The sequence below is a fragment of the Jatrophihabitans sp. genome, from assembly GCF_036000465.1.
GTDB lineage: Bacteria > Actinomycetota > Actinomycetes > Mycobacteriales > Jatrophihabitantaceae > Jatrophihabitans.
The window spans coordinates 243,165-257,783 of sequence record NZ_DASYFV010000016.1 but is presented as its reverse complement, the minus strand read 5'-3'; the positions used below and the strand labels follow the sequence as shown (position 1 = coordinate 257,783).

General features: G+C 73.1%; 15 protein-coding genes and 1 riboswitch. Of the genes, 3 read left to right on the top strand and 12 right to left on the bottom strand.

Annotated features, from left to right (window positions below):
• Window positions 1-4: 4 nt before the first annotated feature.
• Together VGN18_RS07035 and VGN18_RS07030 are read right to left on the bottom strand one after the other, a co-directional pair.
• A complete protein-coding gene (locus tag VGN18_RS07035; protein ID WP_327538948.1) occupies window positions 5-496 on the bottom strand; it encodes a polyadenylate-specific 3'-exoribonuclease AS in 492 nt (163 codons plus the stop codon).
• Window positions 497-499: 3 nt separating this feature from the next.
• Complete coding sequence (locus VGN18_RS07030; protein ID WP_327538947.1) at window positions 500-1,258, bottom strand: lysophospholipid acyltransferase family protein; 759 nt, start codon at window positions 1,256-1,258, stop codon at window positions 500-502.
• 142 nt (window positions 1,259-1,400) lie between these two features.
• Here VGN18_RS07030 and VGN18_RS07025 point away from each other — a divergent pair, with 142 nt between their 5' ends.
• Together VGN18_RS07025 and VGN18_RS07020 are read left to right on the top strand one after the other, a co-directional pair.
• Entirely contained in the window at window positions 1,401-2,261 is an 861-nt protein-coding gene (locus VGN18_RS07025; protein ID WP_414655022.1) for an alpha/beta hydrolase, read from the top strand.
• Window positions 2,258-2,962 carry a hypothetical protein gene (locus VGN18_RS07020; RefSeq protein ID WP_327538945.1) on the top strand — a complete coding sequence of 235 codons (705 nt, stop codon included), beginning with the start codon at window positions 2,258-2,260 and terminating at the stop codon, window positions 2,960-2,962. The genes VGN18_RS07025 and VGN18_RS07020 overlap by 4 nt, the downstream gene beginning before the upstream one ends.
• 5 nt (window positions 2,963-2,967) lie before the next feature.
• On the opposite strand, the gene VGN18_RS07015 is transcribed toward VGN18_RS07020, so the two are convergent.
• The 6 genes from VGN18_RS07015 to VGN18_RS06990 form a co-directional block, all read right to left on the bottom strand.
• Window positions 2,968-3,582: a hypothetical protein gene (locus VGN18_RS07015; protein ID WP_327538944.1), complete on the bottom strand. Its 615-nt coding sequence runs from the start codon at window positions 3,580-3,582 to the stop codon at window positions 2,968-2,970.
• Between the two features lie 14 nt (window positions 3,583-3,596).
• Window positions 3,597-4,553: an ROK family glucokinase gene (locus tag VGN18_RS07010; RefSeq protein WP_327538943.1), complete on the bottom strand. Its 957-nt coding sequence runs from the start codon at window positions 4,551-4,553 to the stop codon at window positions 3,597-3,599.
• A gap of 6 nt (window positions 4,554-4,559) precedes the next feature.
• The gene (locus VGN18_RS07005; RefSeq protein WP_327538942.1) at window positions 4,560-5,015 is read right to left on the bottom strand and encodes a hypothetical protein; all 456 of its coding nucleotides are present in this window, start codon (window positions 5,013-5,015) and stop codon (window positions 4,560-4,562) included.
• A complete protein-coding gene (locus VGN18_RS07000) occupies window positions 5,008-6,273 on the bottom strand; it encodes an ArsA family ATPase (RefSeq protein ID WP_327538941.1) in 1,266 nt (421 codons plus the stop codon). The genes VGN18_RS07005 and VGN18_RS07000 overlap by 8 nt, the downstream gene beginning before the upstream one ends.
• A 4-nt stretch (window positions 6,274-6,277) precedes the next feature.
• Window positions 6,278-6,721, bottom strand: a complete 444-nt coding sequence (locus VGN18_RS06995; protein WP_327538940.1) for an SRPBCC family protein — start codon at window positions 6,719-6,721, stop codon at window positions 6,278-6,280.
• Between the two features lie 92 nt (window positions 6,722-6,813).
• Window positions 6,814-7,233, bottom strand: coding sequence for a hypothetical protein (locus VGN18_RS06990; RefSeq protein ID WP_327538939.1), 420 nt, complete (start codon window positions 7,231-7,233; stop codon window positions 6,814-6,816).
• Window positions 7,234-7,378: 145 nt separating this feature from the next.
• Between VGN18_RS06990 and VGN18_RS06985 the strand changes: the two genes are divergently transcribed.
• Window positions 7,379-9,184 (top strand): AMP-dependent synthetase/ligase, encoded by a 1,806-nt coding sequence (locus tag VGN18_RS06985; RefSeq protein ID WP_327538938.1) that lies wholly within the window; start codon window positions 7,379-7,381, stop codon window positions 9,182-9,184.
• A gap of 6 nt (window positions 9,185-9,190) precedes the next feature.
• On the opposite strand, the gene VGN18_RS06980 is transcribed toward VGN18_RS06985, so the two are convergent.
• The 4 genes from VGN18_RS06980 to VGN18_RS06965 all read right to left on the bottom strand — a co-directional run bounded on the left by VGN18_RS06980 (window position 9,191) and on the right by VGN18_RS06965 (window position 14,578).
• Complete coding sequence (locus VGN18_RS06980; RefSeq protein ID WP_327538937.1) at window positions 9,191-10,315, bottom strand: glycosyltransferase family 4 protein; 1,125 nt, start codon at window positions 10,313-10,315, stop codon at window positions 9,191-9,193.
• Entirely contained in the window at window positions 10,312-11,550 is a 1,239-nt protein-coding gene (locus tag VGN18_RS06975; protein ID WP_327538936.1) for a hypothetical protein, read from the bottom strand. Before VGN18_RS06975 ends, VGN18_RS06980 begins: the two co-directional genes overlap by 4 nt.
• A gap of 50 nt (window positions 11,551-11,600) precedes the next feature.
• Entirely contained in the window at window positions 11,601-12,635 is a 1,035-nt protein-coding gene (locus tag VGN18_RS06970; RefSeq protein ID WP_327538935.1) for a C40 family peptidase, read from the bottom strand.
• Window positions 12,636-12,647: 12 nt separating this feature from the next.
• A riboswitch (cyclic di-AMP (ydaO/yuaA leader) is annotated at window positions 12,648-12,812 on the bottom strand.
• 464 nt (window positions 12,813-13,276) lie between these two features.
• Window positions 13,277-14,578 carry an NYN domain-containing protein gene (locus VGN18_RS06965; RefSeq protein ID WP_327538934.1) on the bottom strand — a complete coding sequence of 434 codons (1,302 nt, stop codon included), beginning with the start codon at window positions 14,576-14,578 and terminating at the stop codon, window positions 13,277-13,279.
• Between the last annotated feature and the right edge of the window lie 41 nt (window positions 14,579-14,619).

The window sequence follows — 14,619 nt, the reverse complement described above, 5'->3', positions numbered from 1 at the left end:
GACCCTAACCGAGTCGGGACGCCACCGCGTCGAGAACCTGCCAGCGGGCCACATTGTGCCGGGCGTCGGCCAGGGCGTCGTGCTGGTCGGGCGGCGCGGCCGGCAGCGGCGGGCAACCGGCGTCCTCCCAGCGCTGCCGCAGCTCGTGGGTGAAGCGCGGGATGGCGCGCGGCAGCGCCCGCATGTCACCCCAGAGCTGGCAGAGCACGACGTGGTCGTAGGCCGACATCCAGGCCCACAGCTCGATCGGCTCGTTCGGCTCGGTCAGGAAGGCGAGCAGGTCGGCGCGGATCCGTTCCGGCGAGCGCCACGCGGGGTCCGACGGGCTGGGCAGCTTGTCCAGCACGTTGCGCCGCACCCAGTCGATCGCCCGCGACGGGTCGAACGCGGTCGAGATGGCGTAGAACTCGCGGCCCGTCTCGTCGACCACGCCGATCGAGACCAGCTCGATCGTGTTGCCGTCCTCGATGAACTCGCAGTCGTAGAAGAAGCGCACCGGTCAGGACGCCCGGGTGCGCGGGGCGCGGTCGCCGAGCTCGCGGACCTCGGCGGCGGAGCGGGCGCCGAAGGCGTTGTCCTGGCCCGACGCCTTCTTGACCTTGGCCGCGTACTGGTCGACGTACTCCTGCCCGGACAGCTGCATGAGCTCGTACATGATCTCGTCGGTCATCGAGCGCTCGACGAAGCGGTCGCCGGCCATGCCCTCGTAACGGGAGAAGTCGAGCGGCTTGCCGAAACGCACGCCGGGGCGCGGCCGCAGCTTCGGGATGACCCGGCCCTGGGGCTGGATGATCTCGGTGTTGACCATGGCGCACGGGATGACGACCGCGCCGGACTCGAGGGCGAGGCGGGCGACGCCGGTCTTGCCGCGGTAGAGGCGGCCGTCGGGCGAGCGGGTGCCCTCGGGGTAGATGCCGAGCAGTGTGCCCTCGCTGAGCACCCGGACGCCCGTGGTGAGCGCGGCGCGGGCGGCGTCGGCGTCGTCGCGGTCGATCGGCACCATGCCGACCATGTTCATGAAGGCGCGGCTGATGCGGCCCTTGAGCCCGGCCGTCGTGAAGTACTCGGCCTTGGCCAGGAAGGTCACCTTGCGCCGGACGACGATCGGCATGAAGAACGAATCGCAGAACGACAGGTGGTTGCTGGCGATGATCGCCGGACGGTCGTCGGGGATGTTCTCCCGGCCCTCGGTCCACGGGCGCCAGATCAACCGCAGCAGCGGGCCCAGGAACACGAACTTGGCGAGCCAGTACCCCACTGTCTCTCCCGCCGATACTGATCGAATGCGTGCCTGATGTTGGGGAGAACCCTAATGCCGCGCGGCCCGTGTCACCAACCGCCGGGCGCGTCGCGGACGCGGCGCTCGTGCCGGTCGCCGTCGGTGGCATCCGCGAGGCATGATGAGGGCCGACATCCACGACCCTTACGGAGGCAGCGTGCAGCCGGTCAGTGGCGGGGCTCCGGGCGCAATTCCGGACGAACAGCCGTTCTCGGCCGACGGCGGCCCCATCGGCGTCGTGGTCAGCCACGGCTTCACCGGCACGCCCGCGAGCGTGCGCGACTGGGCGATCGCCCTGGCCGACGCCGGGCACTCGGTGCGGCTGCCGCTGCTACCGGGGCACGGCGGCACCTGGCAGGACACCAACCGCACCCGCTGGCCCGAGTGGTACGGCGCGATCGAGGCGGCCTACCTCGAACTCGCCGAGCGCTGCGAGACCGTCTTCGCCGTCGGCCTGTCGATGGGCGGCACGCTCGTCACCCGCCTGGCGCAGCACTACCCCGACAAGATCGCCGGGCTCGTGCTCGTCAACCCGGCCTACGGCACCCAGCGGATCGACGCCAAGCTGGCGCCCTACATCGCCTGGGCCGTCCGCTCGCGTCCGTCCATCGGCGGCGACATCAAGAAGCCGGGCGTCAGCGAGCCGGCCGGCGACCGCACCCCGGTCGTCGCGTTCGCGTCGCTGTACAAGCTGTGGAAGCTCACGGTGGCCGACCTCGACAAGGTCCGCGCGCCGATCCTGATGTACCGCTCCCGCGAGGACCACGTCGTCGACCCGCTCTCGGCGAGGCTGCTGAAGGCGGGGGCGGTGAACACGACCGTCCACGAGGTGATGCTCGAGGACAGCTACCACGTCGCCACGATGGACAACGACGCGCCGACGATCTTCCGCGGCAGCGTCGAGTTCATCGCCTCGCACGCCCCGGCGGCCCCGGCGGGCGACCAGGTCGGTGACTCCAGCGGCGACCCGGTCCGGCCGTGACCGCGCCCGAGCCCGCCGCCCCTGAGCCCGGCCGGCTCGACAACGGGCTGCGCGCGCCGACCTACGTGCCGCTCACCGACGTCGACCCGGCGGTCGGACGCCACCTGCTCACCGCCCTGGGCCGGGCCCGGATCGCCGCCTACCTGGGGGCGTCCCCCGTCGAGGCGAGCGACGGAGGGCAGCGCCGACTGTTCGTCGCCTCCGAGGAGCGGGTCGACGCCCGCACGATCGTCGCCGCAGCCGTGCGCGCGCTGGGGCGGGACGACGACCCCGTGCCGGAACCTCCGGCCGATCCGCTCGCCGACGTCGACACCGACGCGGTCTTCCAGGCGCTCGTCGCCGACTGGCACGTCGACACGCACGCCGCGATCCGCAACGCCGAACGCGATCTCAGCCAGGAGGACGCCGACTGGCGGGCCCGGCTGGCCAAGCCGGCGGCCGAGGACCCGATCTGGCTCGATGACGACCACTACATCCCGCCGCCCCCGCCACCACTTCCCCGCCTCGCCGCGCCGACGATCTTCGCGATGACCGTCCTGGCCTTCTCGATCCTGATCCTCGGCATGGGCGGTCAGTTCGGCCTGGCCGGCAACCTGACCCTGGTGCTGGGTGTGGTCGGCCTGCTCCTCGGGGTCGGCATCCTGTTCAGCCGCATCCACGAGCACCACCGCGACGAGGACGACGACGGCGCCGCGATCTGACGCGGTTACTCGACCGGCGCCGCGGCCGGGAGGTCGAGCTCGACCCGCACCCGGCCGCCCGGTTGGGCCACCCCGCCGACCTCGATGCGGGTGTCGACGAACACCCCGCCCCCGACGGCCGTGCGCCCGGCGGCGAGGCGGTCCCACGCGGGCGTGCCCGGCTCGACGCCGTCGACGCTCAGCAGCGCCGGCGGGCGGCCCGGGTGCATCCCGGCGAGCGCGGTCTCGAGCTCCTCGGCCTGGGCCAGCCGGTCGGCGGCGCTGCCGCCGAGGCGGGCCCCGGCGGCCACGAACTCGCTGCCCCGTAGGGCCAGCACGGCGAGCGTCGCGCCGGGCGGGCGGAGGCCCGAGGTGCCGGTGAACGCGAGGTCGCGCAGGCCGGTGACGTCGACGCCGAGGGTGGAGAGCAGCAGGTTCCCGCCGCCGGTGCGGCCGCCGCCGACCACGACGAGGTTGGCCTGCCGGGCCAGCGCGGCCGAGATCGAGCGCCACCGCAGCAGGCTGGGCGAGCCGTGCACGCAGGCGAGGTCGACCCCGGCCTGCTCGATCAGCGCGGCGAGGGCGGCGCGGTCGCCGGCGATGTCATGGGCGCGGACGGAGAGCAGACGCAGCGGGGGCACGCCCCCATCATTTCCTACCGGCGCGGGGCGGCCTGCAACCGGGCGAGGTCGGCCGCCCCGACCAGTCCGGCGTCCGGGCCGAGCGCGGCGAGCGTTACCCGGGCGGCGGGCCGGAAGCCGCGGCCGGTCAGGCTGTGCTCGAACTCCTCCCGGGCCGGCCCGACGAGCAGTTCGCCCGCCGCGGATACCCCGCCACCGATCACGAAGACCGACGGATCGATGACCGCCGCCAGGTTGGCGAGCCCGTGGCCGAGCGCGCGGCCCATCGCGGTGCAGATCGAGCGCGCGGCCGGGTCGCCGGCCAGCGCGGCCGCGGTGACGACCGGGCCGGTGATGTCCTCGACCGAACCCGCGAGCTCGACCATCCGCGCCGCCGCCATCGGCGACTCCTGGGCCAGCTCCCTTGCGTCGCGGGCCAGCGCCCGGCCCGAGGCGTACATCTCCCAGCAGCCGCGATTGCCGCAGGCGCAGCGCCGCCCCTCGGGCACGAGCGTCATGTGCCCGTACTCGCAGGCGATGCCGAAGGCGCCGCGATAGACCTGGCCGGCGGCGACCAGGCCGCCGCCGATGCCGGTGCCGAGCGTGACGCACACGACGACGGCCTCATCCTGCGCCGCCCCGAAGCGGTACTCGGCCCAGGCCGCGGCGTTGGCGTCGTTCTCCACGAGCAGCGGCAGCTCGATGTGTTCGGCCAGTTCGGCCAGCAGCGGTTCGTCGCGCCAGGCGAGGTGCGGTGAGAAGAGCACGGTCGCGCGGTCGTTCGCGATCCAGCCGGCGGCCCCTACGCCGACGGCGTCGACGTCGTTGCGCGCGGCCAGGGCGTGCACGACGTCGACGATGATCGCCTCGATGTCGGCGACGTCGTTGCCCGGTGTGTCGCGCCGTTCCCGGTCGAGGATGTTCCCCTCGTCGTCGACCACCCCGGCCGCCACCTTGGTGCCGCCGATGTCGACCCCGATCGTGAGCCCCACGGCGGCTCAGCCGTTGTCGCCGGTGTCGTCACCGGAGACGTCGTCGATGCCGGGGGCGGCTGCCGGCGGTTCGGCCGGCGCCTCGTCGTCGAACCGGATGTGCTGCACGCGCGGGGACGGCTTGGGCCGGTTCGGACCGCGCTGGTGCGCGGTCTCCGCCGGCGGCGCGGCGCGCGCCGCGGTGTCGAGCAGGGCGCGGAAGGCGCCGGTGATCGCGGTGCCGGCCTCGACGACCCGCTCGGTGACCTCGGGGTGCTCGCCCCGCAGGATGCTCGCGAACTGGCACAACGGGCACCACTGGCACTCGGGGCCGCCGTGGCCCGACGGCGGCTCCGGCATCGTGCGCTGCGCCCACTGCTGGACGACCGCGAACAGCTTGCGGGCCTCGTCGGCGAAGGGCCCGACGCCGTCGGCCGCGCCGCCGGCCTCGTTCGCGTCGTCGTCGATCGGATGCTCAGGCATCGTCGTCCCCTGCTCCTTCGGGCCGTCCTCGCGGACCGGGTCTCGGTCGGGGCCGCGGGGTCACGCCGGCGGGCCACAGGTCGGGATCGGGCCGGAAGCGCACCCGCAACTCGCGGCCGTCGAACTCGCCGCCGTCGACGATGCAGCGGCGCAGCACGCTGGGCAGGCTGAGCACCCGGCGGTTGGCCCCGACGCTCACGACGAGATCGTCACCGGCGCGCGCCGCGTCGACCGAGGCCCGCTCGGCCAGCGGCAACGCCATGCGCAGGACGAAGTTCGGTCCGTCGGCGTCGACGCTGAGCAGGGCCGGTCCGGCACCGACCGGGGCCGGGTCGGCACCGGGCAGCTCGCCGTAGAGCGAGGCGGCGACCTCGCGCAGCGCCGCCGCGCCGATCGGCTCGGCGGCACGGTAGGGCAGTTCGGTTACCGGCAGGCCGGCGAACGACTCGCGGATCGCCGCGAGCTGCGTCTGCTGGGCCCTGGCCCAGCCCTGGCGCCACTCGTCGTCGCCGGCCGGGAAGACGCGGTTGGCGACGACGAGGTCGACCGAGTAGCCGTAGAGCGCGAGAGCGGTGAAGGTGCGCCGCGCCTCGGCGGCGACCACGGCCTCCGGGGTCAGCACGAGCCGCACCGAAGTGACCGTCGGGTCGCCCAGCAGCTCGCGCACCGCCGCCAGCTCGTTGTTGAGGCGCAGCAGCGCGTCGAACAGGCTGTCCGGCGGGATCGCGTCGCCGCGCCCGAGCAGTGAGGCGATCGGCCGCATGCCCTTGGCAATGCGGCGCTGGGCCGGGAACACGCGCTGCAGGTACCAGGTGAGCGCCTCGGGCAGCGCGAGCAGTCGCAGCGTCTCGGCCGTCGGCGCGCAGTCGACGACGAGGGCGTCCCAGTTGCCGGTCACGGCGAGGTCGCGCACGGCGAGCAGCGCCAGCACCTCGTCCACGCCCGGCAGCACGGTCAGCTCGTCGGCGGTGATCGGGTCGACCCCGCCGCGGGCGAGCATGTCGACGAGGAAGGCCTGCACGTCGCGCCAGGCCGCCTCGAAGCGTCCCTGCGTGTCGATCTGCACCGCCCACAGGCTCGGCGCGATCTCGGTCGGCTCGTCGGAGAGCGTGACATCGAGCGCGTCGGCCAGCGAGTGCGCGACATCGGTCGACAGCAGCAGGGTCTTCAGCCCGCGGTCGGCCAGGCGCAGCGCGGTGGCCGAGGCGGTCGTCGTCTTGCCGACGCCGCCCTTCCCGGTGAACAGGACTATGCGCATGCGCTCAGACCTGGCGGCTCTCGACGCGCTTCTTCAGCTCCTTGAGCGCGGTGTCCATCACCACGCGCTCGGCCTTGCGCTTGAGCAGGCCGAGCATCGGGATGATGAGGTCGACCGAGAGCGAGTAGGTCACGTACGTGCGCCCGGCGCCGTCGGAGCGCAGGTCGTAGCACCCGTGCTGCGCCCGCATCATCTGACCTTCGGTGAGGTTCCACTCGACCCGGTTGTCGCCGCTCCAGTCGTAGACGAGCTCGTACTGGTCGCGCACGATCCCGGCGTCCAGGACGAACGCGACGCGGCGGGCTCGACCGTCGGGGCCGTCCTCCACGACCTCGGCCTTCTTCACCGAACCGGCCCACTTCGGATAGTTCGGGAAATCGGAGATGACGCCCATGATGTCCGCGGGATCCGCGTCGATGGTGATCGACTGGGTCGACTCGTCGGGCATGGGTCCAGAGGCTACCCGCCACGCGGTGCCCGCTCGTGCCGGACGACGCCGCTCCGCCCGCGCCACGGGCGGGGCCGCTGTCAGGGCGTGCGTCAGGTCACCGAGGCGTGCGACGCCGACGTGTGCCGGTCGATGCGACCGGGGTCGAGCTGATCACCCAGCGCCCAGAACGCGCGTTTCGTGTGCAGCCGGTACTCGCGGGTGACCCGGTCGCGCAGCCGGTCCTCCAGCGTGTGCCCCTCCGCCGGGTCGAGGCGGAGGAAGAAGTGCGCCACGACGCCCTCGCCCATCGGTTCGAGCCAGACCTCGGCGCTGCCGGCCAGGCCGACCGCCGCGCCCGACTGCACCGCGCCCACATGCCAGCGCACGCCCTTCTCGGCCCGCCACTCGTCGATCGTGAGCTCGAGCCCCGGCCACCAGCGGCGCCAGTTCGCCGGCTCGGCCACCACCGCAGCCACGGTGACGGGCCGGGCCGAGATCCAGGTCGAATCGACGATGTCGACGGCGGGCACGATGGCCAGGATGCCACGGGTCGAAGGGCCGGTCGCGTCGTACCGGGCGACGGGCTAACGTGGGCCCGCGCCGGCAATGCCGCCGCGCGGTCACGCCCCGGTCGCCGGAACGTCAACAGTTGTCCCCAGAAAGGACGCCGGACGAGTGCACGAGCTGCATGTCGCCAGCAAGATCACCACGCTGAGCCAGAACAACACGGCCGATTTCGTCTTCGACAACGCCGCGTCGCGCCCCGATCACGTCGCGCTGCGACGCCGCGTCGGGGGCTCCTGGCAGGACGTGAGCGCCAAGACGTTCGCCGACGAGGTGACCGCCGTGGCCAAGGGGCTGATGGCGTCGGGCATCGCGCCCGGCGACCGCGTGGCGGTCATGAGCAAGACCCGCTACGAGTGGACCGTCGCCGACTTCGCGCTGTTCACCGCCGGCGCCGTCGTCGTCCCGATCTACGAGACCTCCAGTGCCGAGCAGGTCGACTGGATCCTGTCCGACTCCGGCGCGGTCGGCGTCTTCGTCGAAACGGCCGAGCACGCCGGCGTCGTCGACTCGATCCGCCCGTCTGTGCCCGATCTGAAGCACGTGTGGGGCTTCGACGACGGGGCGATCGACGCGCTCGTCGCGGCCGGGGCCGACATCGCCGATGCCGATGTCGACGCGCGGCGGGCCTCCGTGTCGCTCGACGACACCGCGTCGATCATCTACACCTCGGGCACCACCGGCCGGCCGAAGGGCTGCGAGCTCACCCACCGTTGCTTCGTCGTCGAGGCGGTGGAACTGCTCGACCTGCTCTCGGACTTCTTCAACGCCGACACCTCGACCCTGCTGTTCCTGCCGATCGCGCACGTCTTCGGCCGGGCCATCGAGATCGGCGCGCTCGCCGCGGGCTGCACGCTCGGCCACACCGCCGACGTCAAGAACCTCATCGAGGACCTCGGCGGCTTCCGGCCCACCTTCGTCCTCGCCGTCCCCCGCGTGTTCGAGAAGGTCTACAACACGGCCAAGCAGAAGGCCCACGGCGACGGCAAGGGCAAGATCTTCGACCGGGCCGAGTCGGTGGCGATCCGGTTCTCCGAGGCCACCGAGAAGGGCTCGCCGTCGCTGCTGCTCAAGCTCGAGCACGCCCTGTTCGACAAGCTCGTCTACGGCAAGCTGCGGGCCGCCCTGGGCGGCAACTGCGTCGCCGCGGTGTCGGGCGGCGCCCCGCTGGGCGCGCGGCTCGGCCACTTCTTCCGCGGCATCGGCGTCACGATCTACGAGGGCTACGGCCTGACCGAGACCACCGCCGGCGTCACCGTCAACCGTCCCAATGCCATCAAGGTCGGCACGGTCGGCCGACCGATCGGCGGCACGACCGTCCGGGTCGCCGAGGACGGCGAGCTGCTGTTCAAGGCGCCGCACATCTTCCGCGGCTACTGGAGGAACCCCGACGCGTCGGCCGAGGCGCTGTCCGCGGACGGGTGGTTCCACACCGGCGACATCGGCGAGATCGACGACGACGGGTTCGTGCGCATCACCGGCCGCAAGAAGGAACTCATCGTGACCGCCGGCGGCAAGAACGTCGCCCCGGCCGTGCTCGAGGACCGCGTCCGGGCGCACTGGCTGATCAGCCAGTGCCTCGTCGTCGGCGACCAGAAGCCGTTCATCGCCGCGCTCATCACCGTCGACGTCGAGTCGCTGCCGCAGTGGCTCGAGCAGGCCGGCAAGCCGGCCGACACCCCGGTGCACCAGCTCGTCGACGACTCCGCGCTGCTGGCCGAGATCCAGACCGCGATCGATGACGCGAACAAGGCGGTCAGCAAGGCCGAGTCGATCCGCAAGTTCGCGGTGCTGGCCTCGGACTGGACCGAGGCCGGCGGTCAGATCACGCCTTCGCTCAAGCTCAAGCGCAGCGTCGTGCACAAGGAGAACGCCGACGAGATCGCCGCGCTGTACGCGGGCGCGAAGGGCGACTGACCGGGCTCAGGCCTGCAGCAGGTCGGTGAGGCGCTGGGAGAGCAGCTCCCAGCGCCACTGCTCCAGCACCCAGGCCCGCCCGGCCGCGCCGAGGCGGGCCCGCAGCTCGGCGTCGTCGAGCAGTTCGGTCAGGCGGCGCGTCAGGGTCGCGGTGTCGCGACCGCCGACGACGTAGCCGGTCTCGCCGTCACGCACGGCGTCGGGCGCGCCACCGGAGTCGCCGGCGACGACGGGCAGTCCGGTGGCCGAGGCCTCGAGGTAGACGATGCCGAGACCCTCGACGTCCATGCCGCCGCGGCGGGTGCGGCACGGCATCGCGAACACCTCGCCGGCCGCGAAGTGCGCCGGCAGCTCGCGATGCGGGACCCCGCCCGCGAACACGACGTGTTCGGCGACGCCGAGCTCGCCGGCAAGCTTCTCCAGCTCGCCGCGGTAGCGGCCCGCGCCGACGAGCAGCAGCCGCACGTCAGGGTGGTGGCGGCGCAGTGCGGGCAGCGCGCGCAGCAGCGTGTCCTGCCCCTTGCGCGGCACGAGGCGCGAGACGCAGACGATGACGGGCTGCTCGCCCAGCCCGTACCGGGCCCGGATCGCCGCCCCGTCGACTTCGGGGCGGAAGGTCTCGACGTCGACTCCAGGTGTGAGCTGCACAAGCTCGGCCCGACCGGCGAAGGCGCCCGCCATCTTGCCCTTCGTGTACTCGCCCAGATAGGTGATCACGTCGCACTCGGCCCCGATGCGGCGCAGCAGCTGCCGGGCCCCGGGCAGCATCGCCCACCCGGCCTCGTGGCCGTGCGTGGTCGCGACGATGCGCTCCGCGCCGGCGGCGCGCAGGGCCGGGGCGAGCAGGCCCAGCGGTGCCGCGGCGCCGAACCAGACCGCGGTGCAGCCGAACTCCCGCAGCGCCGCGACGGTCCGGCGCCGGGCCCCCGGCGTCGGCACGAGCAGTCCGGTCGGGTGCCGCACCACCGGGAACGGCTGGGCGGCGTCGAACGCGGCGCTGCCCTCGTGGTCGGAGGCGTAGACGGCGACCGAGCCCTCGGGCTGGCGGATCGCGAGCTCGTGGACGAAGGACTGGATGCCGCCCTGGCGGGGCGGGAAGTCGTTCGTGACGATCAGGGTTCGCCGGCTCATGCCAGTTGCGCCCTCAGATAGGTGCGCCACTGGGCGACGAACGCGGCGACGCCGACGTGCAGGACGGCGCGCAGCGCGTCGGCCACGGCTCCGTCCGGGGCCTCCGGCGAGGCGCCGACCATCCGGTAGAACCGCACCAGCCCGGCGGCCCCGGCGCGGGCCGCGATCAGGCGACAGGCCAGCCAGGACGCCTCGTAGGACTGCGCCGCGGTGGCCGGGATGTCGAACGCGGCGTCCTTCGGCAGCGCGGTCGGCAACCGGCCGCGGCGTACGTCGGCCCGCAGTTCGGTCGCGGCCACGGTGACCGGTTGGCCCGAGTGCAGGTTCCCGACGTAGTCGGCAAAGCCCTCGGCGATCCAGCGGGGCGTGGCGTCGGTGGTCGCGTTCCCGTCGGCGATGTGGGTCACCTCGTGGGTGACGACGATCCGTCGGCCGACGTCGCTGAGGCGGGTCAGCGCAGCGGTCTCGACGACCAGGCGTGCGCCGAGGACGGATCCGGTCACCGGATCCAGCCCGTCGTTCTCGGCCACCGCGGCGATGTCGGTGGAGACGGCCGAGGTCGCGCCGAGCGCGACCCGCAGCTCGGCCTTCGACGCGGGCACGAACACGGCGACGTCCTGGGACCACTTCGGACCCCACACCGCGGTGACGTCGGGGACCGCCGCATCGACGAGGGCGGCGACACCGGCCAGCACGTCGGCGTTGTCGATGTGCCCGAGCACCAGGCTGTGCGCGCCGCGCTGGACGACGAGGTCGCCGAAGTCCCACGGCCCCTTCCAGCTGACCCCGCCGGCGTCGGCCAGATCGCTGTCGCTCGCCACGCGCACGTGGCCGCCGACCCGCACGAACGTCCACCACACGTCGTGCTTGGTCGGCACCGGATCGACCGCGCGCAGGGCGTAGGCGAGGGTGACCTGCATGATCACCGCGGACGGGCCGTACCTCTTCCGCGCCGCGGCCTGGGCGTCGGCCGCGTCGACCCGCGAGTTGAGCGTCCAGGACCACGACGTCAGCGGCAGGGTGACCAGGTTGTCGAACGACGCCGCCTGGGCCGACCGGAACCCGGCGGCCCTGCGGTCCGGATCCAGGTCGGTCAGGAACGTCGACCGGTCATGGCCGAGGACGGCCTTCCCGTGGCGCGCGAGCAGGGAGTCGATCTCGGACGTCGCCGGTGCCGCCGTCGACGGAGCCGACGCCGAGCACCCGGTCACCAGACCCGTGAGCAGCAACGTCACCGCGGCCAGAGCCGTCCGGTGGCGCCGCCGCGCGGGAAACAGGATGGCGCTCAGCCGAGATGCGTGGCGCCGGCGTAGTCACTGTTGAACGCGCTGAGCGGCACCACCGAGACGTTCTCGCCCTCGGTCGGCGCCGACACCATCATCCCGTCGCCGATGTAGATCGTGACGTGCTCGATCGGCTGGTAGAAGAAGACCAGGTCACCGGGCCGGAGCTGGTCGCGCGAGACGTGCGTGCCGTAGTTGTACTGGTCGGCCGCCGAGTGCGGCAGGCTCACGCCGCCCTGCTGCCAGGCCATCATGGTCAAACCGGAGCAGTCGAAGCTGTCCGGCCCGGCCGAGCCGAAGACGTAGGGCTTGCCGACCTGGTCGAGCGCGTACTGCACCGCACGGCGGGCCGCGGCCGACAGCGGCCCGAGGTTCGCCTTGATAGTGCTCACGGCCGAGGCCGCGAGCGCGGGATTGTTGGCCCGCTGGAAGGCGTACTGCTGGGCCGAGCTGAGGGTGCTGAGCAGCTGCTTGTACTTCGCGATCTGGGTGGTGACGGCGTCACGCTTCGCGGCCAGGCCGTCGCGCTCGGCCTTCGCGGCCGCGAGCAGGGACGCGGCCTGCTTCGAGCGCGAGTCCGCGGTGTCCTTGGCCCGCGAGACCGCCGAGATGACGTCGGTCTCGTGGTTGGAGATGAGCTGCATGGTGTCGAGCCGGTCGGCGTAGTCGCCCCGGGTGGACGTCTCGAGCAGCGCGCCGGCGGCCCCCAGCGAACCGGACTCGTACTGGGCCTGCACCATCTGGGTGAACGCGACGTTCGCCTGGCGGTACTCGAGGTTCGCGGCGGTCGCGGCCCTGCGGGCCACCCCGGCGGCGCGATCGCGCACCTGGACGAGCACCCGCGCCTGGTTGAACTGCTCCACCAGCTGGGAGTTGCGCAGGGCGAGCTCACCGAGCTGCTTCTGCACGGTCGTCACCGACGGCTGCTGCCGCGGGCCGGGGCTGGCCGAGGCGAGGGTGGGCGCCAGCACGGCGGCCGCACCCAGGGCGGTGATGACGACTAAGGGCTTGCAACGACGCGCGAGACTGAACGCCACGGTCGGCGGTTCTCCTTCTTCCTCGACCGCCTACCGGGTTAGCTGACGGGTTCGGGCCAGGAAGTAGCCCTACGGCGCGGGACAGCAGTGCTGATCGAGCACGCTGCACCGAGCCGATTCACCCCGGGATCACGGTGGGTCCCCGGTTCGCTGCTCGCGACACGACAACTCGTCCCGGATCTGGGTGAGGTGGGGGTCACGAACGGTGTTGCAATTCGGCGGAACCGCATCGGCGACGGCCTGGGGGGCCGCCGTGGAACCGACTTGGTCTCGGAAAGGTTACGACGGCGTTCAGGGCAGGGCAACGCGACCCCCCACCCGTGACAACAAGTCCTCAGATTTCAGGCACTCCATCTACTCCTACCCGGCGAATCGGACATCAGTCGCAGGGGTGGGACGAGCCCGGCCCCGGCCAGGCTGTCCAGGGCGTCCTGCTCGGTGGCATCGAGTTCCACCGGTCCACCAGCGGCAGGGGGCCGGCTACCGAGCAGGACGGTGATGACGCAGTCGCCGCAGGCACGATCACGCGCCACGCAGGTCGAGCAGTCGATGAGCATCGCAAGAACCCTTCGCTCCGTCAGGCGCCGGGATTCCGGCGTCGGGGCGAGGCTAGGAAGAGCCACCGACAATTTCGTCGCGGGTCAGGCCAGGCGGGTGAGAAAGACCACCGACGGCACCGACCAGGCGCCGTCGCGGGCGGTGTCACGGACGACCTGCTGATCGCTCGTCACCACGACGACGGGACGCCCGGCGGGCTCGCCGGCCACGAGCCGCCGGATCAGGTCGTCGGCGATCTCGTCGGCCGCGCTGAACAGGACGCGGATACCCCGCGGCGCGGACGGCTGCACCGGGGGCTTGTTCCCGCCGTCGAAGACGACCGTGATCTCGGCGCCGGACTGCGCGGCGATCGGGGCCACCGACCCGACCAGCCGGGTGCGCTGGTCGGCGAGGGACAGCTCGCCGTAGCCGGTCTTGGTCACGTTGTAGCCGTCGATCACCACGTGGACGTTGGGAAGCGCCAGCAGGCGGTCGAGCGCCGCCGGATCGTTGGCTCGGCGCCCGCCGCCGTCGACCCCGGCCGAGGCGACCGCATCGGCCGGCCGGGCCGTCGGGGCCGGCAGCGACAGCTCGCGCCGCACCCCGTTGGCCGCCTGGACGAGGGTGTCGACGAGCAGCCACAGCCGCGAGTCGTCGACATCGCGCTCGACCCGCGCACCCCGCCGGGCCGCCTCGGCCAGCCGTTCGGTCTCGGCGATGCGCCCGCGCAGGCGCCGGAGTTCGGCCTCGTGCGCCGTCCGCTCCTTCGCGAGCCCGGCCTCGAGGTCGGCCCCGGCCGCCCGGGCGGCGTCGCGCTCGCGCTCGGCGGCCCGCAGCTCGCGGGTGCGGTCGCGCAGCCCCTGACGCAGCGTGGCGAGCTCGGCCTGCGTCTCCTCCCCCGCCCGGGCGACGGCGTCGCGCAGGCGGGCCTTCTCCCCCCGGCCCTGGGCCCGCAGTTCGACGAGTTCCGCCCGCAGCCGCGCGGTCTCGTCCCCGGCGGCGGCCGTCGCGCCGCGGTCGGCGTTCCAGCGCGCGTTGGCCTGGGCCACGGCGTCCGCCCAGCCGTCGGGACGGGTGAGGTAGGCGACGACGGCGATGTCCACCGGGTCGGCCGCCGGGGTCGTGCGGCCCTCGCGCACTGCGGCCACCAGCTCCTGCGACGTCTGCTCGACCGCCTCGGCGACCTTGCCGCGAAAGCCGTCGTCGGCGTCGAGCACCGCGGCGAGCACGGCGGCGCCCAGCCGGCGGCGCTTGGCCGGCGCGAACCGGGCGAACGGGCGCAGGCTGACCGGCACGTCCTCGGCCGGGAGGCGGCCGAGGAGATCGGACGCCAGCGCGATGACCTGCTGGCGCGCGGGCTCCACGAGGGCGATGTCGCCCGGGCGGGCAGCTGCTTCGGAGGTCACGACCGCAGGGTACGGCCGCAGGATTTGGCGCGTCTGCGCGA

Coding starts and splice junctions, on each gene's coding strand:
- VGN18_RS07000 (WP_327538941.1), bottom strand. CDS start 6,273: ATGCGCATAGTCCTGTTCACCGGGAAGGGCGGCGTCGGCAAGACGACG.
- VGN18_RS07005 (WP_327538942.1), bottom strand. CDS start 5,015: ATGCCTGAGCATCCGATCGACGACGACGCGAACGAGGCCGGCGGCGCG.
- VGN18_RS06995 (WP_327538940.1), bottom strand. CDS start 6,721: ATGCCCGACGAGTCGACCCAGTCGATCACCATCGACGCGGATCCCGCG.
- VGN18_RS06980 (WP_327538937.1), bottom strand. CDS start 10,315: ATGAGCCGGCGAACCCTGATCGTCACGAACGACTTCCCGCCCCGCCAG.
- VGN18_RS07025 (WP_414655022.1), top strand. CDS start 1,401: ATGAGGGCCGACATCCACGACCCTTACGGAGGCAGCGTGCAGCCGGTC.